Source organism: Cereibacter sp. Soil_C_27, assembly GCF_057657095.1.
Genome location: NZ_JBDGJD010000002.1, coordinates 299,835 through 323,962, shown reverse-complemented (window position 1 = coordinate 323,962; position 24,128 = coordinate 299,835). Strand labels below are relative to the sequence as shown.

At 68.8% G+C, this 24,128-nt stretch carries 26 protein-coding genes and 1 riboswitch; of the genes, 15 read left to right on the top strand and 11 right to left on the bottom strand.

From position 1 onward, the window contains the following. Positions 1–7: 7 nt before the first annotated feature. Positions 8–1,582 (top strand): methyl-accepting chemotaxis protein, encoded by a 1,575-nt coding sequence (locus tag AC3A5Z_RS08485; RefSeq protein ID WP_487518934.1) that lies wholly within the window; start codon positions 8–10, stop codon positions 1,580–1,582. A 173-nt stretch (positions 1,583–1,755) separates the two neighbouring features. On the opposite strand, the gene AC3A5Z_RS08480 is transcribed toward AC3A5Z_RS08485, so the two are convergent. From AC3A5Z_RS08480 to uxaC, 8 genes are read right to left on the bottom strand one after another with little or no spacing between them, the layout of a single operon-like run. Then, positions 1,756–3,141, bottom strand: a complete 1,386-nt coding sequence (locus tag AC3A5Z_RS08480; protein WP_487518933.1) for a mannitol dehydrogenase family protein — start codon at positions 3,139–3,141, stop codon at positions 1,756–1,758. Next, a complete protein-coding gene (gene kduD / locus AC3A5Z_RS08475; protein ID WP_487518932.1) occupies positions 3,119–3,841 on the bottom strand; it encodes a 2-dehydro-3-deoxy-D-gluconate 5-dehydrogenase KduD in 723 nt (240 codons plus the stop codon). Before kduD ends, AC3A5Z_RS08480 begins: the two co-directional genes overlap by 23 nt. Continuing rightward, the gene (kduI, locus tag AC3A5Z_RS08470; RefSeq protein WP_487518931.1) at positions 3,838–4,674 is read right to left on the bottom strand and encodes a 5-dehydro-4-deoxy-D-glucuronate isomerase; all 837 of its coding nucleotides are present in this window, start codon (positions 4,672–4,674) and stop codon (positions 3,838–3,840) included. Before kduI ends, kduD begins: the two co-directional genes overlap by 4 nt. Before the next feature lie 12 nt (positions 4,675–4,686). Then, complete coding sequence (locus AC3A5Z_RS08465) at positions 4,687–4,989, bottom strand: cupin domain-containing protein (protein WP_487518930.1); 303 nt, start codon at positions 4,987–4,989, stop codon at positions 4,687–4,689. 8 nt (positions 4,990–4,997) lie between these two features. Beyond that, positions 4,998–6,278, bottom strand: coding sequence for a TRAP transporter large permease (locus AC3A5Z_RS08460; RefSeq protein ID WP_487518929.1), 1,281 nt, complete (start codon positions 6,276–6,278; stop codon positions 4,998–5,000). 1 nt (position 6,279) lies between these two features. Further along, a complete protein-coding gene (locus AC3A5Z_RS08455) occupies positions 6,280–6,828 on the bottom strand; it encodes a TRAP transporter small permease (RefSeq protein WP_487518928.1) in 549 nt (182 codons plus the stop codon). A 60-nt stretch (positions 6,829–6,888) separates the two neighbouring features. Next, entirely contained in the window at positions 6,889–7,872 is a 984-nt protein-coding gene (locus AC3A5Z_RS08450; protein WP_487518927.1) for a TRAP transporter substrate-binding protein, read from the bottom strand. A 34-nt stretch (positions 7,873–7,906) separates the two neighbouring features. Further along, positions 7,907–9,313 (bottom strand): glucuronate isomerase, encoded by a 1,407-nt coding sequence (gene uxaC / locus AC3A5Z_RS08445; RefSeq protein ID WP_487519595.1) that lies wholly within the window; start codon positions 9,311–9,313, stop codon positions 7,907–7,909. Positions 9,314–9,416: 103 nt separating this feature from the next. Here uxaC and AC3A5Z_RS08440 point away from each other — a divergent pair, with 103 nt between their 5' ends. Beyond that, on the top strand, positions 9,417–10,133 hold the full coding sequence (locus tag AC3A5Z_RS08440) for a GntR family transcriptional regulator (RefSeq protein ID WP_487518926.1): 717 nt from the start codon (positions 9,417–9,419) through the stop codon (positions 10,131–10,133). Continuing rightward, positions 10,115–11,026, top strand: a complete 912-nt coding sequence (locus AC3A5Z_RS08435; RefSeq protein WP_487518925.1) for a sugar kinase — start codon at positions 10,115–10,117, stop codon at positions 11,024–11,026. The genes AC3A5Z_RS08440 and AC3A5Z_RS08435 overlap by 19 nt, the downstream gene beginning before the upstream one ends. Before the next feature lie 43 nt (positions 11,027–11,069). On the opposite strand, the gene AC3A5Z_RS08430 is transcribed toward AC3A5Z_RS08435, so the two are convergent. Further along, a complete protein-coding gene (locus tag AC3A5Z_RS08430) occupies positions 11,070–11,426 on the bottom strand; it encodes a helix-turn-helix domain-containing protein (RefSeq protein WP_487518924.1) in 357 nt (118 codons plus the stop codon). 454 nt (positions 11,427–11,880) lie between these two features. On the opposite strand from AC3A5Z_RS08430, the gene AC3A5Z_RS08425 reads away from it, so the two are divergent. Then, positions 11,881–12,558: a rhomboid family intramembrane serine protease gene (locus tag AC3A5Z_RS08425; RefSeq protein ID WP_487518923.1), complete on the top strand. Its 678-nt coding sequence runs from the start codon at positions 11,881–11,883 to the stop codon at positions 12,556–12,558. A gap of 3 nt (positions 12,559–12,561) precedes the next feature. Here the strand turns inward: AC3A5Z_RS08425 and AC3A5Z_RS08420 are convergent, their stop codons facing one another. Next, positions 12,562–14,769 carry a putative bifunctional diguanylate cyclase/phosphodiesterase gene (locus AC3A5Z_RS08420; protein ID WP_487518922.1) on the bottom strand — a complete coding sequence of 736 codons (2,208 nt, stop codon included), beginning with the start codon at positions 14,767–14,769 and terminating at the stop codon, positions 12,562–12,564. A gap of 213 nt (positions 14,770–14,982) precedes the next feature. On the opposite strand from AC3A5Z_RS08420, the gene AC3A5Z_RS08415 reads away from it, so the two are divergent. From AC3A5Z_RS08415 to AC3A5Z_RS08370, 10 genes are all read left to right on the top strand, one after another. Beyond that, the gene (locus AC3A5Z_RS08415; RefSeq protein ID WP_487518921.1) at positions 14,983–16,038 is read left to right on the top strand and encodes an aldo/keto reductase; all 1,056 of its coding nucleotides are present in this window, start codon (positions 14,983–14,985) and stop codon (positions 16,036–16,038) included. A gap of 70 nt (positions 16,039–16,108) precedes the next feature. After that, a riboswitch (TPP riboswitch) is annotated at positions 16,109–16,207 on the top strand. Between the two features lie 58 nt (positions 16,208–16,265). Further along, entirely contained in the window at positions 16,266–17,084 is an 819-nt protein-coding gene (gene thiD / locus AC3A5Z_RS08410) for a bifunctional hydroxymethylpyrimidine kinase/phosphomethylpyrimidine kinase (protein ID WP_487518920.1), read from the top strand. Next, positions 17,081–18,058, top strand: coding sequence for an FAD-dependent oxidoreductase (locus AC3A5Z_RS08405; RefSeq protein WP_487518919.1), 978 nt, complete (start codon positions 17,081–17,083; stop codon positions 18,056–18,058). Before thiD ends, AC3A5Z_RS08405 begins: the two co-directional genes overlap by 4 nt. Beyond that, positions 18,055–18,255: a sulfur carrier protein ThiS gene (thiS, locus tag AC3A5Z_RS08400; protein WP_487518918.1), complete on the top strand. Its 201-nt coding sequence runs from the start codon at positions 18,055–18,057 to the stop codon at positions 18,253–18,255. The genes AC3A5Z_RS08405 and thiS overlap by 4 nt, the downstream gene beginning before the upstream one ends. 1 nt (position 18,256) lies before the next feature. Further along, positions 18,257–19,027, top strand: coding sequence for a thiazole synthase (locus AC3A5Z_RS08395; RefSeq protein WP_487518917.1), 771 nt, complete (start codon positions 18,257–18,259; stop codon positions 19,025–19,027). Continuing rightward, a complete protein-coding gene (locus AC3A5Z_RS08390) occupies positions 19,024–19,620 on the top strand; it encodes a thiamine phosphate synthase (RefSeq protein ID WP_487518916.1) in 597 nt (198 codons plus the stop codon). The genes AC3A5Z_RS08395 and AC3A5Z_RS08390 overlap by 4 nt, the downstream gene beginning before the upstream one ends. After that, the gene (locus AC3A5Z_RS08385) at positions 19,617–20,615 is read left to right on the top strand and encodes a ThiF family adenylyltransferase (RefSeq protein WP_487518915.1); all 999 of its coding nucleotides are present in this window, start codon (positions 19,617–19,619) and stop codon (positions 20,613–20,615) included. Before AC3A5Z_RS08390 ends, AC3A5Z_RS08385 begins: the two co-directional genes overlap by 4 nt. Continuing rightward, positions 20,612–21,547, top strand: a complete 936-nt coding sequence (locus tag AC3A5Z_RS08380; RefSeq protein ID WP_487518914.1) for an ABC transporter substrate-binding protein — start codon at positions 20,612–20,614, stop codon at positions 21,545–21,547. The genes AC3A5Z_RS08385 and AC3A5Z_RS08380 overlap by 4 nt, the downstream gene beginning before the upstream one ends. Continuing rightward, positions 21,544–22,260 (top strand): ABC transporter ATP-binding protein, encoded by a 717-nt coding sequence (locus AC3A5Z_RS08375; protein ID WP_487518913.1) that lies wholly within the window; start codon positions 21,544–21,546, stop codon positions 22,258–22,260. Before AC3A5Z_RS08380 ends, AC3A5Z_RS08375 begins: the two co-directional genes overlap by 4 nt. Then, complete coding sequence (locus AC3A5Z_RS08370) at positions 22,257–22,979, top strand: ABC transporter permease (protein WP_136794555.1); 723 nt, start codon at positions 22,257–22,259, stop codon at positions 22,977–22,979. The genes AC3A5Z_RS08375 and AC3A5Z_RS08370 overlap by 4 nt, the downstream gene beginning before the upstream one ends. Here the strand turns inward: AC3A5Z_RS08370 and AC3A5Z_RS08365 are convergent, their stop codons facing one another. Then, positions 22,980–23,513 (bottom strand): isochorismatase family protein, encoded by a 534-nt coding sequence (locus tag AC3A5Z_RS08365; RefSeq protein ID WP_487518912.1) that lies wholly within the window; start codon positions 23,511–23,513, stop codon positions 22,980–22,982. It abuts the gene before it with no gap. Between the two features lie 214 nt (positions 23,514–23,727). Between AC3A5Z_RS08365 and AC3A5Z_RS08360 the strand changes: the two genes are divergently transcribed. Continuing rightward, complete coding sequence (locus tag AC3A5Z_RS08360) at positions 23,728–24,126, top strand: hypothetical protein (protein ID WP_487518911.1); 399 nt, start codon at positions 23,728–23,730, stop codon at positions 24,124–24,126. Positions 24,127–24,128 lie beyond the last annotated feature (2 nt).

The window sequence follows — 24,128 nt, the reverse complement described above, 5'->3', positions numbered from 1 at the left end:
AGACGGCATGCGACTCACGATCAAGACCAAGCTCGGGGCGACCTTCGGCCTCATCTTCCTGCTCGCGGGGGCGGCCATCTGGCTGGCGATCGGCGAGCTTGGAAAGATGAATCAACGCATGGACCGTTTCGTTCAGACCGATCTGGCGCAGGTGCTGCGCAGCGAACATCTCGCCGCGGCCCAGACCCAGTTCCGCGTCGCGCTCCGCGATGTGCTGCTGGCCGAAACCGGCATGCAGCGCGAGAAACTCGCGGCCCGGATCGCCGAGATCGGCAGCCGGATGCAGCAGGAGTTCGACGCCCTGCGCGCCATCTCCGAACCCGACGACCTCGCCGCGCTCGACAGTTACGAGGCTGTCTGGAAGGAAGTCGGCCCGATCAACGCCCGCGTCATCGATTTGGCGGGTCAGGACTTCCACGAAGAGGCCCGCGCGGCGCTGAAGACCCAGTCCGAACCCAGGATGCGCGAGATGGAGGCCAGCACCGACGCGATCCGCGAGGCGCATCTCAGCCATGTGCAGCGCGCGGTGACCAAGGCCGGGCTGGATTATTCCAACGCGGTGCAGACGCTGATGGCGCTGATCGGCACCGCCACCCTGCTCGGCATCAGCGCCGCCGCCTGGATCATCCTGTCGATCTCGCAGGGCCTTGGCTCGGCGCTGGCCGTGACCCGCCGCGTTGCCGCGGGCGATCTGGCGGTCAGCGCGACAGCCGAGGGGCGCGACGAGATCGGCGATCTGTTGCGCTCGCTCGGCACGATGACGGAGAAGCTGCGCGCCGTGGTCGGCGAAGTGTCTTCGGTGGTGCGCGAGGTGGCGGCGGGCAGCTCCGAGATCGCGAGCACCTCGCAGGAGTTGTCGCAGGGCGCCAACCAGCAGGCCTCGGCCACCGAGGAAGCCTCGGCGGCGGTGGAGGAAATGGCGGCCAACATCCGGCAAAGCGCCGATAATGCCGCCGAGACCGAGCGTATCGCCCAGCAATCGGCCAGCAGCGCCCGCGACAGCGGCGCCGCCGTCTCGGGCGCGGTACAGGCGATGGAATCGATTGCCACCAAGATCCTCGTGGTGCAGGAGATCGCCCGCCAGACCGACCTCCTGGCGCTGAACGCCGCGGTGGAGGCCGCGCGGGCGGGCGAACATGGCCGGGGCTTCGCCGTGGTGGCCTCGGAGGTGCGCAAGCTGGCCGAGCGCAGTCAGACCGCCGCCGCCGACATCGCCTCGCTGTCGATGAGCACGCTGCGCGCCGCGACCGAGGCGGGCGACCGGCTCGACGGGCTGGTGCCGGATATCGAGACGACCTCCAACCTCGTCACCGACATCTCGGTTGCCTCGCGCGAGCTGGCGACCGGCGCGGCGCAGGTGGCGCTCGCCATCCAGCAGCTCGATGGGGTGACGCAGCAGACCTCCTCCGCCGCCGATGCGCTGTCGGGCGGGGCAAGCACGCTGGCCGGTCAGGCGCAGCGGCTGCAGGAGGTGATCGGCTATTTCACCCTCGACGCAGGGCCCCCGCCTGCCGAGTGGCCGGGACACGAAGCGCCCGCCCTCTCCGGGATGGGCATCCCCTACGGCGCCCGAGCCGCCTGATGCGCGGGCTTGGCATTTGGGTCGGTGGATGCGATCGGGCGGGATCACCGCGCGCAATTCCCAGGCGAGGGGATGGCCGGGATGACGAGCATCCGGAAGATCGTGGCGATGATCCCGCCGGAAGAAGGCTAGGCGCGGCCTGCAACGCCGCGCCTCCTGCCGGACGCCTTCCGTCAGAGCAAGCTCTCGACCGCCTTGCGCGAACCAACCCGCTGCAGCAGGTCATGCGCCTCGGTCACCCCCGGCGCCAGCGCGCGGGCGAGATCTTCGGGGAACACCGCCCGCAGCGCCAGCAGCGCCGGCACACCTTCGGCGGCGCGCTGCGCGAGCTCCGCTGCCAGCGGGTCCTTCACTTCGATCGGCTGGCCCGCCTCGTCACGGCCCGAGACATAGCGCATCCAGCCCGCTACCGCGAGCATCAGCCCCGGCGAGGCGCGACTGGCGGCGAGGTTCTCGGCCAGCGTGCCGAGGATGCGCTGCGGCAGCTTCTGGCTGCCATCCATGGCAATCTGCCACGTCCGGTGCCGGATCGCCGGGTTGCGGTAGCGTGCCAGCAACTGATCGGCATAGGCTCCGAGATCGACCCCCGGCGGCGGCGTCAGCGCCGGGATGATTTCCTCGCGCCAGAGCTTCTGCACGAAGGCGGCAAAGACCGGATCGGCGACGGTATCCGCAATGGTCTCGTGCCCCGCGAGATAGCCGAGATAGGCCAGCGAGGAATGGGTGCCGTTCAGCATCCTGAGCTTCATGTGCTCGAAGGGCGTCACGTCCTGCACCAGCTGCACGGAAGCGGCAGCCAGGTCGGGACGGGCGTCATCGACAAAATCGTCCTCGACGACCCATTGGCTGAAGGGCTCGTGCATCACCGGCAGGTTGTCCTCGATCCCTTCGGCGCGCAGACGGGCGATGTCTTCGGGCTTGGTGGCGGGAACGATGCGGTCGACCATGGTCGAGGGGAAGCGGCCCTCGGTCGCAATCCAGTCGGCCAGCGCGGGGTCGATGCGGCGGGCGAGATCCAGCACCACGCCGCGCACCACGCGACCGTTCTCGGGCAGGTTGTCGCAGCAGAGCACGGTGAAGGGCCGCAGCCCCTGCGCCCGGCGCCGCTGCAACGCGCGGACCAGATATCCGGGAGCGGAGCGCGGCAGCGGCTCGGCCAGATCGTGCTGCACATCCGGGTGGTCGGGGTTCAGCGCCCCGCTCGCCGGATTGTGGCAATAGCCCTTCTCGGTGACGGTGAGGCTGACGATCCTCACCCCCGGGTCGGCCATCGCGGCCAGCACCGCCTCGGGGTCTTCCTTCGCGACGAGGATGCCCTTGATCACGTCGAGGCGGCGGATGGTCTCACCCTCCGGCCCCTGTTCGACGGCGTGATAGGCGAACCCCTGCGGCGCCAGCGCGTCGCGCATAGTCGGGGATTGCAGGCTGACGCCGAGGATGCCCCAGTCACCGCCCGAGGCCTCCATGGCGCGGGCGACATAGACGGCGCCATGCGCGCGGAAGAACGCGCCGAGGCCGAGATGAACGATACCGATCTCAGCGGGCAAGCCAGCCTCCATCCACGTTGAGCACCGCACCATGCACATAGGCGGCGGCAGGAGAGGCGAGGAAGACGGCGGCCCCGGCGATATCGGCGGCCTCGCCCCAGCGCCCGGCGGGAATGCGGTCGAGGATCGCCTTGCTGCGCTCGGGATCGGCGCGCAGGGCCTCGGTGTTGTTGGTCTCGATATAGCCAGGGGCGATGGCATTCACGTTGATGCCCTTTGCGGCCCATTCATTGGCGAGAAGCTTGGTCAGCCCGGCCACGCCATGTTTCGACGCGGTATAGGAGGGGACGCGGATGCCGCCCTGAAAGCTGAGGAGCGAGGCCACGTTGATGATCCTGCCGCCCGCACCGCGCGCCAGCGCCGCCTTGGCAAAGGCCTGACAGGTGAAGAACACGGCCTTCAGGTTCACGTCCATCACCTCGTCCCAGTCGGCCTCGCTGAAGTCGACCGAATCCGCCCGTCGGATGATGCCCGCGTTGTTCACCAGAATGTCGACAGGCTCGGCAAAGGCGTCCTTCGCGGCCATCGGATCGGCGAAATCGAGCCGCAGCTCGCGCCCCCCGGTCAGGGCCACGGTCTCGGCGCAGGAGGAGCGCCCGGCAGCGATCACCTCGGCACCGGCCTCGGCCAGCCCGACGGCAATGGCCTGACCGATCCCGGTGTTCGCCCCAGTGACCAGCGCGCGCTTGCCCGCCAGGGAGAAGGAGATCACCGCAGCTCCTCCATCGTCACCATCTCGACATCGCGGTAGTCGACGTTGTCGCCCGCCATCGCCCAGATGAAGGTGTAGGAGCCGGTGCCCGCGCCGCAATGGATCGACCAGGGCGGCGAGACCACGGCCTCCTCGTTCTTCATCACCAAATGGCGGGTCTCGGAGGGCTCGCCCATGAAGTGGAACACCCGGGCGTCCTCGGCCATGTCGAAGTAGAGATAGACCTCCATACGGCGGTCGTGCAGGTGGGCCGGCATGGTGTTCCAGACCGACCCGCCGTGGAACTGGGTGTAGCCCACGACCAGCTGGCAGGAGGGCATCACATCGGGATGGATGAACTGGTTGATGGTGCGCTCGTTCGCGGTGGCGGCGGAGCCCATGTTGACCTTCTTGGCCTCGGCCAGCGTCACCAGCCGCGCGGGATGCGCCATATGCGCCGGGGCGGAAAGCATGTAGAACCGCCCTGCCCCGTCGAAGGTCACGGCGCCCGCGCCCATCGGCAGGTAGAGCACGTCGCCGCGGCCCATCGTCCAGCTTTTGCCGCCCGCCGAGACGGTGCCGGTGTCGCCCACGTTGACGATGCCCATCTCGCGCCGGTCGAGGATGCTGGCGGTTCCGGCCTGCTTCACCTCGTCGAGCACCAGCGGGCTGTCCTGCGGCACGGCGCCGCCGACGATCATGCGGTCGTAATGGGTGTAGACCAGCCGGATCTCGCCCTCGGCGAAGAGATCAGCCATGTGGAAGGCGTCACGCAGGCCCTGCGTGCCGAGGCTGCGGGCGCTGACCGGATCGGTGGCGTGGCGGATTTCGACGTGGGGGGTGGTGCGGGTCATGGAGGACCTCCTTCAGAGAAAATCGTCGCGGCGGGGGGCGAAGCTGTCGAGCAGCATCCCCGCTTCGAGGCAGCGGCAGCCGTGGACGGCCTTCGACGGGATCATCAGGCTGTCGCCCGGACCGATCTCGGTCTCGACCCCGTCGATGCTGAACAGGAAACGTCCCGACTGGACGTAGGTGGATTGCACATGCACATGGCTGTGCAACTTGCCCTCGGCGCCGGCCTCGAAACGGAAGCCGACCAGCATGAGGGCGGGATCGTCGGCGAGCACCTGACGGGTGACGCCGGGATCGGTGGGAACGGTGGGATACATCGGTGTCCTCAGTGGAACTGGGCGGGCAGCCAGAGCGACAGCGCCGGAAGGTAGGTGACGAGCATCAGCGTGGCAAAGGCCGCGCCGTAGAACGGCCAGATCGTGCGCATCGCCTGCCAGATGGTGATCTTGCCCACCGCGCAGCCGACGAAGAGCACCGCCCCCACCGGAGGCGTGCAGAGCCCGATGCCGAGGTTGAGGATCAGGATCACCCCGAAATGCACCGGGTCCACGCCGAAGGCCTGTGCCACCGGCAGGAAGATCGGCGTGGTGATGACGATCAGCGGCGACATGTCCATGAAGGTGCCAAGCACCAAGAGCGAGGCGTTGATCATCAGCAGGATCAGGATCGGGTTGTCGGACACGGTCTGCATGTAGGCGACGATGGCGGTCGGCACCTTGAGATAGGCCAGCAACCAGCCGAAGGAGGCGGCGCAACCGATCACCAGCAGCACCATCGCGGTGGTGCGCACCGCGCCGACGGTGGCGTGGACGAATTCCGACCAGCTCAGCGTGCGGTAGACAAGGATGGTGATGAGCAGTGCATAGACCACGGCAATGTTGGCGCTTTCGGAGGCGGTGAAGATGCCCGAGCGCACGCCGCCGAAAATCAGCGCCACCAGCACCAGCCCCGGCAGGGCCGAGACGAAGATCACGCCCAGCATCCGCAGCCCCGGGAAGGGCTCGGTCGGGTAACCGCGCTTGCGGGCGACGAAATAGGCCGCGACCATCAGCGACATGGCGAGGAGCAGGCCGGGGATGATGCCGGCGGTGAAGAGATCGGCGATGGAGATGCGACCGCCTGCCGAGATCGAATAGATGATCATGTTGTGCGAGGGCGGGATCATCAGCGCGATGATCGAGCCGACAACCGTCAGGTTCACCGCGTAATCAACGTCGTAGCCACGTTCCTTCATCTGCGGCACCATGAGCCCGCCGACCGCCGAGGCATCGGCTGCGGCCGAACCCGAGACGCCGCCGAACATCACCGAGGCCACCACGTTCACCTGCCCGAGCCCGCCACGCAGATGGCCGACCAGCGCTCCGGCCAGCGCCACAAGGCGCCGGGCGATGTCGCCGCGCACCATGAGGTCGCCCGAGTAGATGAAGAAGGGGATCGCCATCAGCGCATAGACCGAGACGCCGGAATTCAGGCGCTGGAACACCACGACCGGCGGCAGGCCCATGTAGAGCACGGTGGCAAAGCTCGAGACGCCCAGGCAGAAGGCGACCGGGGTGCCGATCATCAGCAGGAAGACGAAGCTTCCGAAGAGAATGTAAAGCTCCATCTCAGGCTCCGGTATCGGCGTTTGCAGGGGTGTCTTCGGGGTCGTCCTCGCCGAAGCGGGCGGTGTGCAGACCGGCGGCGCGGCGCAGGATGCGCTCGATCGAGAAGAGGAGCAGCAGCACCCCGCCCGAGATCAGCGGGAAGAATTCGAGAGCGCGCGAGACGCCGAGACCCGGCATCAGGCTGCCCATGGCGCGGGCCGCGAGATCATAGCCGAACCAGGCCATGCCGAAGCCGAAGGCGGCGACGACGATGTCGGAGATCGTGTGCAGCACCTTCACCACCCGGTCCGACAGCACATAGAGCAGCACGTCAAACGACAGGTGATAGCCCTCGCGCACGCCGACGGCGGCACCGAGGAAGATGAACCAGCCCATGATCATCACCGACGCGGGCTCCGCCCAGTGCAGGCTGTTGTTGAGCACGTAGCGGACGAAGACCTGCGCGAAGACGAAGACCGTCATCAGCACCAGCCCTGTTCCCGCGATCCACAGCGCGATACGCGCCAGCCAGCCGGCGTAGATCGCCAGCGTCCGCATGTTGTTCTGCACGTCCGACCTCGTGGAAAAAGACACCCGCAGCGGAAGGATCCGCTGCGGGCCGATCGTGGGTTACTGGGTGTCCTGGATCCGCTTGACCAGATCCTTGAACTCGTCGCTGGTCACGTATTTCTCGTAGACCGGCACCATCGCCTCGATGAACGGGGTCTTGTCGATGTCGCGGACGATCTCGGCTCCGGCGGCAACCGCCTTCTCTTCCGAGGCCTTCTCCTGCGCGGCCCAGAGATCGCGCATCACCGGCACGGATTCCTTGGCAGCGGCGCGCATGATCTCCTGATCTTCCGGCGAGAGCGCGTCCCACTTGGTCTTCGACACGGCCACCAGCTCCGGCACCATCAGGTGCTGATCGAGCGTGTAGTATTTGGCGACCTCGAAGTGGCCCGAGCTGTCGTAGGACGGCCAGTTGTTCTCGGCCCCGTCGATGACGCCGGTCTGGATCGAGGAATAGACCTCGCCATAGGGCATCGGGGTGGCGTTGGCGCCGAGGGCTGCCATCATGTCAACAAAGACGTCCGACTGCATGACGCGGAACTTCATGCCCTTGAGGTCTTCGACCGAGGTGATCGGCTTCTGGCTGTTGTAGAAGCTGCGCGAGCCGCCGTCGTAATAGGCCAGCGCGATCAGGTCGTGCTCGGCGAAGGCTTCGGCCAGCTCGTCACCGATCGGGCCGTCCATGACGTTGTGCATGTGGTCTTCGGAACGGAACAGGTAGGGCAGCGACAGCAGCTGCGCTTCCGGCACGATGTCGTTGAACGAGCCGAAGGAGGCGCGGACCATGTCGATGACGCCGAACTGGGTCTGCTCGATCGTGTCCTTCTCCTCGCCGAGCTGCGACGACGGGAAGACCTCGATGCAGATCCGGCCCTCGGTGCGTTCCTTGACCTTCTCGGCCATGAACTTCACCGCCTCGACGGTCGGATAGCCGTCGGGGTGGGTGTCGGACGAACGCATGGTGATCTCGCAATCGGCGAAGGCGGGCGCCGCGAAGGCGGCGCTGGCCAGCAGCGCGGCAGTCAGGGTCTTGGCATAGGTCATGTGGTCTCTCCTCCCAGATGAATATTCCGGCCTGTCAGAGCCGATAGGCCTGCTTGGCAAGTCGGTAGGCGAGGTCGTGGGCGACCTCGAAGGCTTCGTCCTCGTCCAGACGTCCGGTGCAGACGAGGGTCGAAAGGTAGGCGCAATCCACCCGTCGCGCGACGTCGTGCCGGGCGGGGATCGAGCAGAAGGCGCGGGTGTCGTCGTTGAAGCCGACGGTGTTGTAGAAGCCCGCCGTCTCGGTCGTGGTCTCGCGGAAGCGACGCATGCCTTCGGGGCTGTCGAAGAACCACCAGGCCGGGCCGAGCTTCAGTGCCGGATAGACACCGGCCAGCGGGGCGAGTTCGCGGGCATAGACAGACTCGTCGAGCGTGAAGACGATCACCGACAGCCGCGGGTCCGCACCCACAGCGTTCAGCAAGGGCCGCAGCGCACGGACGTAATCGGTGCGGGTCGGGATGTCATAGCCCTTGTCGCGGCCGAATTTCTCCAGCACCGGCTGCGAGTGGTTGCGGTAGCTGCCGGGGTGGATCTGCAGCACCAGCCCGTCGTCGAGGCTCATGCGCGCCATCTCGGTCAGCATCTGGCCGCGGAAGGCGTCAGCCTCCTCGGCCGTGCAGGCGCCTGCCAGCGCCTTGGCGAAGAGTGCCGCGGCCTCGGCCTGCGGCAGATCCTCGGTGCGGGCAGTGGCGTGGCCGTGGTCGGTCGAGGTCGCGCCGAACTCCTTGAAATAGGCGCGGCGGGCGCGGTGGGCAGCGAGATAGCCCTGCCAGGTCGCGGTATCCTCGCCGGTCAGATCGCCCAAGGCGGCGACATTCTCGGCGAAGCCGGCAAACTCCGGGTCCACCACCGCATCGGGGCGGTAGGCAGTGACGACGCGGCCGGACCAGCCGGAGTCGCGGATCATCCGGTGCCAGCGCAGGTCGTCGAGCGCGCTTTCGGTGGTGGCGATCACTTCGATGTTGAACCGCTCGAACAGCGCCCGCGGGCGGAACTCGGGGCGGGTCAGGCAATCGGCGATATGGTCGTAGGAGGCGTCGGCGGTGGCGACGGAAAGGCGCTCGGTCAGGCCGAAGACCTCGGAGAAGGCGTGGTCGAGCCACATGCGCGAGGGCGTGCCGCGCAGCAGGTGGAAGTTCTCGGCGAAGAGGCGCCAGATCTTGCGCGGATCCGTCTCGGTCCAGCCGCCATCGACACGCGGGACGCCCATCGCCTCCAGCGGGATGCCCTGCGAATGCAGCATGCGGAAGACATAGTGGTCCGGGGTGACGAAGAGCTGCGCCGGATCGGGAAATGCGGCGTTCTCGGCGAACCAGCGCGGATCGGTGTGGCCATGCGGGCTGACGATGGGCAGGGCCTGCACCGTCTCGTAAAGCGCGCGCGCCAGCGTCCGCGCGCGGCCGTCGGTCGGAAACAAACGATCCGGGTCGAGCAAGCCCATTGCCATTCGCCCCCTCCCTGCGTCAAGCACTGAAATATCTGTGGCGCTTCGGCGCCGTAATAGACTAATATGCTAGTATCCAAATCCTGTCAACGGAGAGGACATGACCGAGGTGTTTCAACTGCGCAGCCTTGATCCGCTGGTTCGGCCTTCGGTCGCGGATCAGGTGTTCGATGCTCTCTGCGCGCAGATTCTGGCGCTCGAACTGCCTCCCGGAGCCAAGCTTTCGGAGGTCGACGTGGCCCGGCAGATGGGTGTCTCGCGCCAGCCGGTGCGCGACGCCTTCTATCGGCTGTCGAAGCTCGGCTTCCTGTCGATCCGCCCGCAGCGGGCGACGACGGTCTCGCATATCTCGACCGCGGCCGTGATGCAGGCGCGCTTCATCCGCTCCGCCATCGAGGAGCACACGCTGCGCATCGCCTGCGAGCGGCTGACCCCGGCGGACCACGAGGCGCTGCAGGACGTGCTCGACGCACAGCGCCGGGCGATGGAGGCGGAAGACCCGGTGGGGTTTCATGCGCTGGACGACCAGTTTCACCGCGAGATCTGCGAGAGGGCGGGCTGCGGCTTTGCCTGGGAGATCATCCGCGAAAACAAATCCCACATGGACCGCGTGCGCTTCCTGTCGCTGGCCTTCGCCTCGCAGGATGCTTTCGGCGACCATGTGGCCATCCTCGAGGCGCTGACTGCCCGCGACGCGCCCCGCGCCATGCACTGCATGAGCCTGCACCTCAGCCGGATCAAGCAGCAGATCGAGCGCATCCGCGCCGACAACCAAGCCTATTTTGCCCAGGAGCCGACATGCCAACCCGACCTTTGATCCGCCGTTTCGTCGCTGTCGGAGAGGCGATGGTCGAAATGGCCCCGACCGGCCAGCCCGGCACCTTCGCCATGGGCTTTGCCGGCGACACGCTGAACACCGCCTGGTATCTGCGCCGCGCCCTGCCCGCTTGGGTCGTCGATTACGCCACCTGCGTCGGCAGCGACGCGGTTTCCGACCGGATGCTGGAATTTCTGGCGAGCCACGGCATTGGCACCGGTCATGTCGCGCGACTGACCGAGCGGACGCTGGGGCTCTACCTGATCGAGCTGCGCGACGGCGAGCGCAGCTTCTCCTACTGGCGCAGCCAGAGCGCGGCGCGGCTGCTGGCCCGCGATCCGGCACGGCTGGCGGCGGCGCTGGAAGGTGCGGGGGTCGTCTATCTCTCCGGCATCACGCTGGCGATCGTCGAGCCGGAAGACCGCCCGATGCTGTTCTCGGCCATCGCCGGGGCGCGGGAGGCGGGGGCACTGGTGGTCTTCGATCCCAACCTGCGTCCACGGCTCTGGCCCGACACGGCAACGATGTGCGCCACGGTCATGCAGGCCGCGGCCCTCTGCGACATCGCCCTGCCCTCGCATGAGGATGAGGCGACGGCCTTCGGCGACGCCTCGCTTGAAGCGACCGCAGAGCGCTATGCCGAGGCGGGCGCGGCTCTGGTGGTGGTGAAGAATGGCGGCGACGAGATGCTGACGCTGGACGCGGGGCAGGTCGCCCGCCATGCGCCCGAGCCGGTGACGGCGGTCGTCGACAGCACGGCGGCGGGCGACAGCTTCAACGCGGGGTTTCTGGCGGCGCATCTGGACGGCAAGCCGCTGTCCGAAGCCGTCAGGGCCGGAGCCCGCACCGCGGCGCAGGTAATTGCGGCGCGGGGGGCTCTGGTAGAGATCTGACGGGCGGCCTGAAAATGCAGGCTTCCCGGTCTTCGGGCGCAGCTCAGGCCGCGCTCAGCACCTGGGCGAGATCGAAGAGACGCAGGCGCTGCGCTTCGGGGATCGCGTAATAGGTGCGCACCAGCTCGATCGCTTCGCGCTCGCCGGCGAAATCGGTGGTGACGCGCGAGGCATCCTGCTCGCCTTCCAGCCCTTCGAAGAAGAAGCCGATGGAGACGCCGAGCGCTCCGGCGATTTCCCACAGACGGGAGGCGCTGACGCGGTTCGCGCCGCTTTCGTATTTCTGGATCTGCTGAAACTTGATCCCGGTCGCTTCTGCGAGCTGCGACTGGGTTTGACCCATCATCCAGCGGCGGTGGCGAATGCGTTTGCCGACATGGAGGTCAACGGAATGGGGCATCTTATAACTCCTGCAAAAAAGAACCGATTTCCGAGAGGCGAACCGGCGGGTTAATCGGCTGTGAGATGTTTTTCACAGAATTGCTAAACCTTGGGTAGTTGTCTGTAAGTGCATGTCTGAATCGGTAGTGACCAGATGCACCCGCATGGCGAGAATTGCACTTCGGTCAACAATACCTGAGGAATGTCGTGCATTGCACCGCAGCATGCGGCTAAACCCATATCTGCAAAGCCAATCCGGCCATCCCTCCTCACATATGCGCGAGACTGCGATTCCTCGGGAACTTTTCCGGACTTGCCGGCTATCGCAACCTATGCGTGTTGCTCGCCCTGCAGTTGCGGGCCGCCCACGCGTCATCCTTGCAGAGGTGGTTACCCCGGTCTTAACCGAAGTTTATCTGCCTGAGACGCGCCGGCTCTTTCGCTTGCCGCCGCGCCGACCTATTTCAACGGGCATGACCCAAGCCCTTCCCGACCGCCATCGCCCGCCACCGTCCGAGCCGCTGCTGCAAAGCGGCGCGCCCGGTTTTCTCTGGGCGCTGATCGGCGTCATGGCAGTGATCGAGCTGCTGCTCAGCGCCTCGGATGCGGGACTGCTCGGGCAGGCGGACTGGCGCGGCCTCGCCTATCTCTACGGCGCCTTCTGGCAGCCACTGGCGACGGGTGATCTGCTGCCCGCCTTCTCGGGGCAGACGATCACGATGTATGCCACCCATGCCTTCCTGCATGGCGGCTTCCTTCATCTGGCGATGAACGCGGTGATCCTGCTGTCCTTGGGCAAGATGATCGCCGCGCGGATCGGAGCGGTGAAGACGCTGCTGGTGTTCCTGCTTTCGGCCATCGCGGGCGGCGCGGCCTTCGGGCTGATCGCCACCACCAACGGGCCGATGATCGGCGCCTCCGGGGCGGCCTTCGGCTTCTTCGGGCTGTGGAATGCCTGGGAGTTCGCAACGCGCCGCCGCCGCCAGATGCCGCTGCGCCCGCTGCTGGGCACCGTGGCCGGGCTGATGCTGGCCAACGTCGCGCTCTTCGTCTTCCTCGGCGGCGGGCTGGCGTGGGAGGCGCATCTGGGCGGCTATGTCATGGGCTGGCTTGCCGGGCTCAGCTTCGCCACCGGGCGCGGCCGCCGCTGAGGTTCAGCGCGACTTCTGCCGCGCGCTGCGGCTGACCGCGGACAGTTCGACAAGACGCCCCGCCTCCATGGGCCGTGCCAGGAGGAAGCCCTGAAAGCGGTGACAGCCCATCGCCAGCAGCCGTTCACGCTGTGCGGGCGTCTCGACCCCCTCGGCCGTCACCTCCACCCGCATTGCCCGCGCCAGATCGAGGATCGCCTGCACCATCTCGTCGGTGCCATCGCCGCTGCCGAGCCGGTGGGTGAAGCTGCGGTCGATCTTGAGCATGTCGACGCTGAAGTCGCGGACATGGTGCAGCGATGACTGGCCGGTGGCGAAATCGTCGAGCGCAATCGACACGCCCGCCGCATGCAGCGCCGCCAGCACCTGCCGCGTGGTGCCACCATAGTCGAGCGCGATCTTCTCGGTCAGTTCCAGCTCCAGCCGCTCGGGCGGCAGGCCGGTGCGGGCCAGCACCTCGAGCACGCTGCGGGCGAAGCCCTCGTCGCGCAGCTGGATCGGCGAGACGTTGACGGCGATCTTCGGCAGCCGCGCGGCGACGGCGCAGCGGCAGGCCTTCTCCAGCACCCGCAGCCCGAGCGCGTGGATCAGCCCGCGCTCCTCGGCGATGCCGATGAAGACCTCGGGCGGCAGCGCGCCATGCGTCGGATGCGCCCAGCGGGCCAAGGCCTCGGCACCGAGCAGCGTGCCGTCCTCGTCGAAGATCGGCTGATAGACCACCTCGAGTTGATCGCCGCCCTCCAGCGCGCTGCGCAACTCGCGCTCGATCGCGTGGCGGCGCCGCATGATGTCGTCCATCTCGCGGGTGAAGATGCTGTAACGGGCGCGGCCCTCGTGCTTGGCGCGGTAGAGGGCGGCATCGACATTGCGCAGCGCCTCGTCCGCCCCGCCCTGCACCGAGGAGGCCAGCACCGCTCCGACGCTCGCCGTCACATGCGCCTCGCCTGCGCCGAGGAAATAGGGCTGCGACAGCCGGTCGATCAGCGTCTTGCAGAACTGGCCGAGCTGGCCCTCCTCGCCCATGCCCATCAGGATCACGGCAAACTCGTCGCCGCCCAGCCGCGCCACGGTGTCGCCCTGCCGCAGACAGGCGCGGATACGACCCGCCACCTGCCGCACCAGCTCGTCGCCCGCCGGATGTCCCAGCGTGTCGTTCACGTATTTGAAGCGGTCCAGATCGACGCTGAGCAGCGAGACCGGCGGCCCCTTGCGGCCGGCGAGCAGCATCGCCTGCGACAACCGATCGTCAAAAAGCGCGCGGTTGGGCAGGCCCGTCAGCCCATCGTGGAAGGCAAGATGCCGCGCCTGCGCCTCGCTGCGGTGCAGCTTCTGCGAGGCGACGGCGAGGCGCGCGAGCAGGAAGGCGAGAAGCCCGAGCCCCAGCAGCGCCATCAGCGCGATGGCGGGCAGCATGGCGTGGATCATCCGCAGCCCGGGCCGGTCGCGGTTCCACGTCAGCCAGCCGAGCGCCCGGCCCTCTTGGTCCAACAGCGGCACGCCGATACGATCCGGGTCGGCAGGTGCGGCCGCGACGAATTCCGGCAGGGACAGCTCGTAGGGCGCGGCGACGCGGGTGGCCATGGCGGCATCGCTCAGTTGCAGGGCGAGATGCACGAACTCCGTCCCCGGCGCCTGAGCGATCGCCTCGCTTTCGGGCACGATCGGCACGGCGCTGACCAAGACGACTTGCCCGCTCAGCGTGATGAGCTCCACCTGCGCGAGATCGGCGATGGCCCCGGTCGAGTTCACGGGATCGAAGCTCACGCTGCGCATCGTGGCGCGCAGCCGGTCCACCACCGGCTGAAGCTCGGCGGCGACGTCGGCATAATGCGCGGGCGGCACGCTGTTGCGTCCGACCGAGGCGTAGACGGGGGTGCCGTCGGGAGCGAGAACATAGGTCTGATCGATGTCGTAGAATTCATTGAGCCAGACGCCCAGGTTGGCTGCGATCCAGCCCCGGTCTCCGGCCCGCACCCGTTCCACCGCCTCGTCCCATATGGTCGAGCCCTGCTGCTGCTTCGGCAACTCGCGCGCTTCCGCCGCAAGGCCGCTGGCGGCGAACCGCATCTGCCGGGCACTCGCCTCCGCATCGGTACGTTCGATGGCGGAGAACAGCAGATAGGCCGCCCCGGAGATCCCGGCGAGGCAGAGCAGGAGCACCGCGACGAGGATCTGAACCGTAAAGGAACTGCTGACGCGGGGCGGTTTCATCGAAGCCTCTCATTCCCGGCGCTCAGGCGCGAGGATGCGCCGCATCGGCGCTGCGAATATGCGGTCATATGGCCGCAAGCTGCAAGGCGCCGCGTCCTGCGGACCCTTGCAAAGTTATGCGGATGGGGCGGCAGGGCGACAGACGGGCACTCCGCTCTGGTAACGAGGCGCCGCGGCCCTACCATCCCGACCCCACGCAGCAGGAGAATGACGATGGAATACCGCAGACTGGGACGTTCGGGGCTGAAGGTGTCGGCGTTGACCATGGGCACCTTCACCTTCGGCGGCGCGGGGCCCTTCGGCATGGTGGGCTCGCAGGGCGTGTCCGAAGCGAAACGGCTGACCGATCTCTGCATCGACAACGGGGTGACGCTCTTCGACACGGCGAACATGTATTCGACCGGGCTCGCCGAAGAGATCCTCGGCGAGGCACTGGCCGGGCGGGGCGACGAGGTGCTGGTGACCTCGAAGGCGCGGATGCCCATGGGCGACGGGCCGAACGACCGGGGCGTGTCGCGCTATGCGCTGATCCGCGAATGCGAGCGCAGCCTGAAGCGGCTGAAGCGCGATCATATCGACATCTACTACATGCACGAATGGGACGGCGCGACCCCGGTGGACGAGATGATGGCGGCGCTCGACACGCTCGTGAACCACGGCAAGGTGCGCTACATCGGCTGCTCGAACTACTCGGGCTGGCACGTGATGAAGGCGATGGCCGCGGCCGAGCGCGACCGGCGCCACCGCTTCGTGACGCAGCAGATCCACTACACGCTGGAGGCACGCGAGGCGGAATACGAGCTGCTGCCGATCTCGGTCGATCAGGGGCTCGGCGTGCTGGTCTGGAGCCCGCTGGCGGGCGGGCTTCTGTCGGGCAAGCACCGGCGCGGCCAACCCGCGCCCGAAGGGTCGCGGCAGGCCAAGGGCTGGAGCGAGCCGCCGATCCGCGACGAGGATCGGCTCTGGCGCATCGTCGACGTGCTGGTGGAGATCGCCGAAACGCATGAGGTCGAGGCGGCGCAGGTGGCGCTGGCCTGGGTGCTGACCCGTCCCGCCGTCAGCTCGGCAGTGATCGGCGGGCGCACCGAGGCGCAGTTCACCGCCAACTTCCGGGCGGTCGGGCTGAAGCTAAGCGAGGCGGAACTGGCCCGGCTGAACGAGGTCTCGGCGATCCCGATGCTCTACCCCTACTGGCACCAGCGCAACTTCGCCAAGGACAGCTTCACCGAGGCCGACTGGGCGCTCTTCGCCGACAAGATGGTGGACTGACCGCCCGCGCCCGGCGACAGGGTGCGGCAGAACGGGGCTTGCGCGCAGGAAAACCTGCCGCTAGCCTTTCTCCATTCCGTTGGGGTGCCCGCAAGGGCTGAGAGGCGAAAGCTAACCCATCGAACCTGATCCGGTTAATACCGGCGGAGGGAACGGAAGGGTCAGGCCGAGTCTGCACAGCAGAATGCCCCATGCCCCTCCCCCTCCGTGTCGCGATGGAGGGGCCGATGCCCGAAGAGACAGACCTGCGCAGCCCGGTGGCCCTGACCATCGCCGGATCGGATTCCGGCGGCGGTGCCGGCATCCAGGCCGATCTGAAAACCTTTTCCGCCCTCGGCGTCTACGGCACCTCGGCGCTGACCGCGATCACCGCTCAGAACACGCTCGGGGTGCAGGCGGTGGCGGGGCTGGACCCCGCGCTGGTCGCGGCGCAGATCGCCTCCTGTCTGGACGACATCCCGCCCGATGCGGTGAAGATCGGCATGCTCGCCACGCCGGAGATCATCGAGGCCGTGGCCGGGGCGCTGGCGGGTTACGCCGGGCCGGTGGTGCTCGACCCGGTGATGGTGGCGAAATCCGGCGACGTGCTGCTGCGGGCCGAGGCCATCGCAGCCCTGCGGGCGCTGCTCTTGCCGCGCGCCACGCTGCTGACCCCAAACCTGCCCGAGGCCGCGCGCCTGCTCGGCCAGCCCGAGGCCGCCACGCCGGACGAGATCATCGCCCAGGGCCATGCGCTGCGGGAGCTTGGCGCTCACGCTGTCCTTATGAAGGGCGGCCATGCCCCGGGCCCCGTCTGCACCGACCGGCTGATGACGCACGGGCGCATCCTCAGCTTCTCCGCCCCCCGCCTTGCAACCCGCAACACCCATGGCACCGGCTGCACGCTGTCTTCCGCCATCGCCGCCGGGCTGGCGCGGGGGCTTGCGCTGCCCGAGGCGATCACCCGCGCCCATGGCTGGCTGCATGCCGCCATCGCCGCAGCCGACCGTCTGGGCATCGGTGCGGGCCACGGTCCCGTTCACCATTTTCATGAGGTTTGGCAATGACCGATCACCACATCCTTGGCGCGGGCGTCATGGGGCTCTGCACGGCGGTGGAGCTCGCCCGGCGCGGTGCCACCGTCACCGTGCACGATCCGCTCGGCCTGCCCGGCCCGCATCAATGCAGCTGGTGGGCGGGCGGCATGCTCGCTCCGCGCTGCGAGGGCGAGACGGCGGAAGAGATCGTGGTCAGCGAAGGGTTGAAGGCGGTCGACTGGTGGCAGGCGCAAGGCGCCGAGGTCACGCGCAACGGCACGCTGGTGGTGGCCTTGGGGCGCGACCGGGCGGAGCTTGACCGCTTCGCCCGCCGCACCACCGGGCATAGCCTGCTCAGCGCCGAGGAGGTCGCCGAGATCGAGCCGCTGCTGGCCGGCCGCTTTTCGCGCGGGCTGTTCTTCGCCGAAGAGGCGCATCTCGACCCGCAGGCGGCGCTGGCCGCGCTGGTGGCGCGGGCCAAGGAACTGGGGGTGCGCTTCACCACGGACAGCGCGGCGGAAGGCAGCGTCATCGACTGTCGCGGCACGGCGGCGCGGGACATCCTGCCCGACCTGCGCGGCGTGAAGGGCGAGATGCTGGTCCTGCACTCGCCCGAGATCACCCTGTCGCGCCCGGTGCGCCTCTTGCACCCGCGCATCCCGGTCTACATCGTGCCGCGCGGCGACGGCACCTTCATGCTGGGCGCGACAATGATCGAAAGCGCCGAGCGCAACCGCGCCTCGGTCCGTTCGGTGCTGGAGCTGCTGACCGCGGCCTATGCACTCCACCCCGCCTTCGGCGAGGCCGAGATCGTCGAGATCGGCCACGACGCCCGCCCCGCCTTCCCCGACAACCTGCCGCGCCTGCGCCACGCGGGTAGCAGGCTTTGCCTCAACGGCCTCTATCGCCACGGCTATCTCATGGCGCCTGCGCTGGCGCGGATGGCGGCGGATCACCTTCTGGAAGGCCGCAACGCCCTGCTCGAGGAGGCTCTGCCTGCATGACCCGTCTGACCCTGAACGGCGACAGCATCGAGAGCGCCGCTGCCACGCTGGCCGCGCTGCTCGAGGAACGCGGGCTCGCCGCGACCAAATGCGCGACGGCGGTGAACGAGGCCTTCGTGCCCGTCGCCGCCCGCACGTCCCATCCCCTCCAGCCGGGCGACCGGGTGGAGATCGTCATTCCCACCCAAGGAGGCTGAGATGCAGGTCTATGGCACCGAACTCGCCGGGCGCTTCCTGCTCGGCACCGCGCTCTACCCCTCGCCCGCGCTCATGCAAGAGGCCTTCCGCGCCTCGAAGGCCGCGGTCGCCACTGTCTCAGTCCGGCGCGAAGGCGCGGGATCGGGGGCCGGGATGGTGTTCTGGCAGATCATCGCCGGGCTCGGTATCCCGGTGCTGCCGAACACCGCCGGCTGCCATTCGGTGAAGGAGGCGGTCACCACCGCCCATATGGCGCGCGAGCTCTTCGACACGCGCTGGATCAAGCTGGAGGTGATCGGCAACAGCGACACGCTGCAGCCCGACCCCTTCGGTCTGGTCGAGGCGGCGCGCATCCTGACTGGGGACGGGTTTCAGGTCTTTCCCTACATGACCGAGGATCTGGTGCTGGCCGACCGACTGCTGGACGCAGGCTGCGAGGTGCTGATGCCCTGGGGCGCGCCGATCGGCACCGGGCTGGGGCTGTTGAACCGCTATGCGCTGCGCTCGCTCAGGGCGCATTTTCCCGATGTGCCGATGGTGATCGACGCCGGGTTGGGCCTGCCCTCGCAGGCGGCGGAGGCGATGGAAATGGGCTTCGACGCGGTGCTGCTGAACACCGCCGTCGCCAAGGCGGGCGATCCCGTGGCCATGGCGCGCGCCTTCGCGCTGGCCATCGAGGCCGGGGTGCTGGCCCGCGCCGCGGATCCGATCGAGCCGCGCGACATGGCCGCCCCCTCCACCCCCGTCCTCGGAAAGGCCTTCCTCGCATGACCCTGCCACGTTTCTACCCGATCTTCGATAGCGCCGACTGGCTCGCCCGCGCCCTGCCGCTGGGGGTGAAGCTGGTGCAGCTCCGGGTGAAGGACCGCCCCGAGGCCGAGACCCGCGCCGAGATCCGCACCGGGCTGGCGCTGGCCCGCAGGCATGGGGCGGCGCTGGTGGTGAACGACCACTGGCGCATCGCCATCGAGGAGGGCGCCGACTGGCTTCATCTGGGTCAGGAGGATCTGGACACCGCCGACCTTCCCGCCATCCGCCGCGCCAAGCTTCGATTGGGCGTCTCGACCCATGACGAGGCCGAACTTGCCCGCGCGCTGGCGCTCCAGCCGGATTATGTTGCGCTGGGGCCGGTTTACCCGACGATCCTCAAGCAGATGAGATGGCATCAGCAGGGGCTGGAGCGGCTGACCGAGTGGAAGGCAAAGATCGGCGCGATTCCCCTGATCGCCATCGGCGGCATGAGCGTGGAGCGCGCGGCGGGGGTCTTCGCCGCCGGGGCGGATGTGGTCTCGGCGGTGACCGACATCACGCGACACGCCGATCCCGAGGCGCGGATGCGCGCCTGGCTCGCGGCCTGCGCATGAGCCGCTACGCCCGCCAGATCGCCCTCCCGGGCTTCGGCGCCGCCGCGCAGGAGCGGCTCACCCGGGCGCGGCTGCTGGTGGTCGGCGCGGGCGGGCTTACCGCCCCGGTGCTGCACTATCTGGTCGGCGCGGGCGTGGGCTTCCTCCGCCTCGTCGATCCCGACCGGGTGGACCTGTCGAACCTGCACCGCCAGACCCTGTTCCGCATGGAGGATCTCGGCCGCCCCAAGGCCGAGGCCGCCGCCGCGGCGATGACCGCGCTGAACCCGGAGGTGCGGGTGGAGCCCTGCGGCGTGGCGCTCGACCCGGCCAATGCCGCAGCGCTGGCAGAAGGCTGCGATCTGGTACTCGACTGCGCCGACAGCTTTGCCGCGAGCTACACCCTTTCCGACCTCTGCCAAGCCCAAGGCCTGCCGCTGCTCTTGGCCTCGGTCACCGGGCGCGAGGGCTATGCCGGAGGTTTCTGCGGCGGCGCGCCCTCACTGCGGGCGCTGTTTCCCGACCTGCCGCAGCGCATGGGCAGCTGCGCCGAGACCGGGGTGCTGGGGCCGGTGGTGGGCCTCGTCGGCGCGCTGCAGGCGCAGATGGCGCTGGCGGTGCTGACCGAGGCCGAGCCCTCGCCGCTGGGCCAGCTCGTCACCGTCGATGGCGGGCGCTTCCGCTTCGGCGGCTTCCGCTTCGACGGCGCGCCGGAGCCCGAACACGCCCCCCGCTTCATCGCCACCTCGGAGTTCTTGCCCGGCGACCTGATCCTCGACCTGCGCCGCGAGGAGGAGGCCCCGCTGGCCCATCCGTCGGCCCTGCGCAGCAGCGTCGAGACCCTGCCCGAAACGCTACGCAGCCTGCCGGCGCAGCGTCTCGCCGAAGCAACCCGCCTCTGCCTCGTCTGCCGCTCCGGCCTGCGCTCCTGGCATGGGGCGGAGCGTCTGGCCGGGCTGACCACCCTCCCCCTTGCCCTCGTCGCCATGGGCGACCCGTTGAAGGATCCCGCATGAAATCTCTCGCCCTCGCCGCCCTCCTCCTCGCCACCCCCGCTACGGCGGAGGAGTTCACCGTCATGCTCGACTGGTTCGTGAACCCCGACCACGGGCCGATCATCGTCGCGCAGGAGAAGGGCTATTTCGCCGAGCGCGGGCTGGAAGTGACCATCATCCCGCCCGCCGATCCGGCCGATCCGCCGAAGATGGCGGCGGCGGGGCGGGCGGATCTGGCGGTCAGCTACCAGCCGCAGCTGCATCTGATGGTGGCCGAGGGCCTGCCGCTGCGCCGGGTCGGCACGCTGATCGGCACGCCGCTGAACTGCCTGCTGGTGCTGCAGGACGGCCCGGTGCAGGAAATCGGCGACCTGCGCGGCAAGCGCATCGGCTTTTCGGTCAGCGGCATCCACGAGGCGCTGATCGGCGCGATCCTCGCGAAGGCCGGGCTGACGCCTGCGGATGTGGAGCTGGTGAACGTCAACTGGTCGCTGTCGCCCGCGCTGATGTCGGGGCAGGTCGATGCGGTGATCGGCGCCTTCCGCAATTTCGAGCTGAACCAGATGGAGATCGAAGAGCGCCCCGGCCGCTGCTTCCCGGTCGAGGAGGTCGGTGTGCCGAGCTACGAAGAGCTGGTCTATGTCGCCAACCCCGAGACGATGAACGGCGACGCCATCGCCCGCTTCCTCGCCGCGACCGAAAAGGCCACCGCCGACATCGCCGCCGACCCCGAGGCTACGTGGCAGATCTTCTCGGCGACCGCGCCGGAGCTGCAGGACGAGCTGAACGCCCGGGCTTGGGTCGACACCGTGCCCTTCTTCGCCCCCCATCCGGCAGAGCTTCACGCTGAACGTTACAGCGCCTTCTCGGCCTTCCTCGCCGAGGCGGGGTTGATCCCCGCGCCGCAACCGGTGGAGGATCTGGCGCTCACCCTGCCCCCGGTGGCCGAGTGACCCCTCCCGGCCTCTGGCTCGACGGCAGCGCGCGCTTCGGCGGCGGCGCGCTCTTCGGCCCGCTGTCGTTGCGCGCCGAGGCCGGGTGCTGGACGGTGCTGCTCGGCCCCTCGGGGGTCGGCAAGACCACGATCCTGCGTCTGTTTGCGGGGCTCTCTCGCGCCGAGGTCTCGGGCGGCTATGGCGCAAGCGACGGGCAGCCGCTGGCGGGCCGCGTCGCGTTGATGGCGCAGACCGACCTCCTGCTGCCCTGGGCCACGGCGCTCGACAACATCTGCCTCGGCGCCCGGCTGCGCGGCGAGCGCGCCGCCCCGGCCCGCGCCCTGCGGCTGCTGGCCGAGGTCGGGCTGGCGGGAATGGAGCGGCGTAAGCCCGGGCAGCTTTCTGGCGGGCAGCGGCAGCGGCTGGCGCTGGCGCGGACGCTGATGGAGGATCGCCCGGTGGTGCTGCTCGACGAGCCCTTCTCGGCGCTCGACGCCCGCACCCGCAGCGAGATGCAGGCGCTGGCGGCGCGGCTGCTCACGGGGCGCACCGTGCTGATGGTCAGCCATGACGCCGCCGAGGCCGCCCGACTGGGCCAGCGCATCCTGATCCTGACGCGCGCCGGTCTGACCGAGGCCGCAGCCCCCGAAGGTCCGCCGCCACGCGACGCCACCGCCCCTGCGCTGCTGCAGGCGCAGGCCAAGCTTCTGGCGCGGCTGCTCGCCGCATGACCCGCGCCGCCCTGCCGCTGATCGCCGCCCTGCTTCTGTGGCAGCTTCTGGTGCAGCTGACCGGCGTCCCCCGCTTCCTGCTGCCCGCGCCGTCGGAGATCGGCGCGGCGCTGTGGCAGAACCGGGCGATGCTGGCGGCGCACGGGCTGGTGACCTTCGCCGAGATGCTCGCCGCCCTGATTTGCGGCGCGGCGCTGGGGGTGCTGCTCGGCCTCTGGCTCGCTTGGTCCGAAACGGCGCTGCGGCTGGTGCGCCCGGTGCTGGTGTTCTCGCAGACCGTGCCGATCTTCACCCTCGCGCCGCTGCTGACGCTCTGGCTCGGCTACGGCTTCGGTTCGAAACTGGCGACGGGGGTGCTGGTGGTGTTCTTCCCGGTCGCCTCGGCCTTTCTCGACGCGCTGCTGCGCACCCCGGCGGAGCTTCTCGATCTGGCGAAGGTGATGGGCGCGCGGCGGGGGCGGCTGCTCTGGCTGATCCGCCTGCCCGCAGCGCGGCCCGGGCTGGCCTCGGGGCTGCGCCTGGCGGCGGTCTATGCGCCGATCGGCGCGGTGCTGGGTGAATGGGTCGGGGCCTCGCGCGGGCTCGGCTATCTGATGCTCCTGGCCAATGGCAGCGCCAAGACGCCGCTGATGTTCGCGGCGCTCGTCGTGCTCTCGGCGCTGACCTTCGGCCTGACGCGGGCGACGGGCCTGCTGGCGGCGCGGCTGGAGCGCGTCTGACTACTTGATCAGCGCGACGATCTCGCGGAAGGCCGGATGCTCGGCGCTGCCCAGCCATTCGAACAGGACCATTTCGGTGGTGACGATCCCCGCCCCCGCCTGCTGCATCCGCATCAGCGCGGCCTTGCAGTTGGCCGGGTGGCGCGAACCGATGGCATCGGCCACCACCTGCACCCGCCGCCCCAGCGCCAGAAGCCCCATCACCGTCTGCAGCACGCAGACATGCGCCTCGCAGCCTGCCACCACCACGGCGCGCTCGCCCGCCAGCCGGTCGGCGATGGCGGGCTCGGCCAGTGCGTCGAAGCTCATCTTCTCCAGCACCTCGGTCCCGGGCGGCAACAGCCCCGCCACGGTCGGCCCGAGTTTCGCAGGGTTCTGCTCGGTCGCCAGCACCGGCACGCCGAGCCGGTTGGCCGCCGTCACCAGATGGCCGAGGCGCAGCACGACCGCCGCCCCGTCATCGATAGCGGGCATCAGCCGCGTCTGGGCGTCGATCACCAGCAGTTCCGAGCTTGCCGCCGTCAAAGTCAGCATGTCGCGCCTCCCGTGTCGCCCACGGCTAGCAGAGCGGGGAGCGCCGATCCAGCCTGCCGTGCCGCGCCAGATTTCCGTTGACTTGCGACCAAAGTATTAGAGAGGCTTGGGCTGCGCAACTCCCGGACGAATCCTGCGAACTTCGGCGCAGCCGGGTGAGTGTGCCGCGTGCAGAACGGACGGAGCTTTCAAACCCCTGATCTGGAGGACGAGGATGACCGCATCCAAGCCGAACGCCTATCTCGATCTGATGACCCCGCCCAAGGCGATGATGGAGCTGATCCCCGCCGGGATGATCTTCGGCCAAAGGTGGCTCGAGGCGCAGAGCACGCTGGCCGGCGACATGCAGGCCTTCGGCCAGCACTGGCTGGAACGGCGGCAGGAGGCGTTGCGCAGCGGCATCGCGGCCGCCTGCGACATGGCCGAAGGCGGCGGCACCGACCTGACCCGCAGCCTGCGCGCCAGCCGCGACTGGTATGCCGGCGCGGTGGACCGGTTGGCGGCCGATGCGCAGGAGAGCCTCGATCTCATGGTGCGCTGCGGCAAGTCCGTCACCGCCTCCGGCAGCGCCAAGCCGAAGGCAAAGCCGGTCGCCTCGATCAAGGCCGCCTGACC

Bases quoted from the DNA above. Each gene is read 5' to 3' on its own strand.
- AC3A5Z_RS08485 (WP_487518934.1), top strand. From the start codon at position 8: ATGCGACTCACGATCAAGACCAAGCTCGGGGCGACCTTCGGCCTCATC.
- AC3A5Z_RS08480 (WP_487518933.1), bottom strand. From the start codon at position 3,141: ATGGAGGCTGGCTTGCCCGCTGAGATCGGTATCGTTCATCTCGGCCTC.
- kduI (WP_487518931.1), bottom strand. From the start codon at position 4,674: ATGACCCGCACCACCCCCCACGTCGAAATCCGCCACGCCACCGATCCG.
- AC3A5Z_RS08465 (WP_487518930.1), bottom strand. From the start codon at position 4,989: ATGTATCCCACCGTTCCCACCGATCCCGGCGTCACCCGTCAGGTGCTC.
- AC3A5Z_RS08460 (WP_487518929.1), bottom strand. From the start codon at position 6,278: ATGGAGCTTTACATTCTCTTCGGAAGCTTCGTCTTCCTGCTGATGATC.
- AC3A5Z_RS08450 (WP_487518927.1), bottom strand. From the start codon at position 7,872: ATGACCTATGCCAAGACCCTGACTGCCGCGCTGCTGGCCAGCGCCGCC.
- uxaC (WP_487519595.1), bottom strand. From the start codon at position 9,313: ATGGGCTTGCTCGACCCGGATCGTTTGTTTCCGACCGACGGCCGCGCG.
- AC3A5Z_RS08440 (WP_487518926.1), top strand. From the start codon at position 9,417: ATGACCGAGGTGTTTCAACTGCGCAGCCTTGATCCGCTGGTTCGGCCT.
- AC3A5Z_RS08435 (WP_487518925.1), top strand. From the start codon at position 10,115: ATGCCAACCCGACCTTTGATCCGCCGTTTCGTCGCTGTCGGAGAGGCG.
- AC3A5Z_RS08430 (WP_487518924.1), bottom strand. From the start codon at position 11,426: ATGCCCCATTCCGTTGACCTCCATGTCGGCAAACGCATTCGCCACCGC.
- AC3A5Z_RS08425 (WP_487518923.1), top strand. From the start codon at position 11,881: ATGACCCAAGCCCTTCCCGACCGCCATCGCCCGCCACCGTCCGAGCCG.
- AC3A5Z_RS08420 (WP_487518922.1), bottom strand. From the start codon at position 14,769: ATGAAACCGCCCCGCGTCAGCAGTTCCTTTACGGTTCAGATCCTCGTC.
- AC3A5Z_RS08415 (WP_487518921.1), top strand. From the start codon at position 14,983: ATGGAATACCGCAGACTGGGACGTTCGGGGCTGAAGGTGTCGGCGTTG.
- thiD (WP_487518920.1), top strand. From the start codon at position 16,266: ATGCCCGAAGAGACAGACCTGCGCAGCCCGGTGGCCCTGACCATCGCC.
- AC3A5Z_RS08405 (WP_487518919.1), top strand. From the start codon at position 17,081: ATGACCGATCACCACATCCTTGGCGCGGGCGTCATGGGGCTCTGCACG.
- thiS (WP_487518918.1), top strand. From the start codon at position 18,055: ATGACCCGTCTGACCCTGAACGGCGACAGCATCGAGAGCGCCGCTGCC.
- AC3A5Z_RS08395 (WP_487518917.1), top strand. From the start codon at position 18,257: ATGCAGGTCTATGGCACCGAACTCGCCGGGCGCTTCCTGCTCGGCACC.
- AC3A5Z_RS08390 (WP_487518916.1), top strand. From the start codon at position 19,024: ATGACCCTGCCACGTTTCTACCCGATCTTCGATAGCGCCGACTGGCTC.
- AC3A5Z_RS08385 (WP_487518915.1), top strand. From the start codon at position 19,617: ATGAGCCGCTACGCCCGCCAGATCGCCCTCCCGGGCTTCGGCGCCGCC.
- AC3A5Z_RS08380 (WP_487518914.1), top strand. From the start codon at position 20,612: ATGAAATCTCTCGCCCTCGCCGCCCTCCTCCTCGCCACCCCCGCTACG.
- AC3A5Z_RS08370 (WP_136794555.1), top strand. From the start codon at position 22,257: ATGACCCGCGCCGCCCTGCCGCTGATCGCCGCCCTGCTTCTGTGGCAG.
- AC3A5Z_RS08365 (WP_487518912.1), bottom strand. From the start codon at position 23,513: ATGCTGACTTTGACGGCGGCAAGCTCGGAACTGCTGGTGATCGACGCC.
- AC3A5Z_RS08360 (WP_487518911.1), top strand. From the start codon at position 23,728: ATGACCGCATCCAAGCCGAACGCCTATCTCGATCTGATGACCCCGCCC.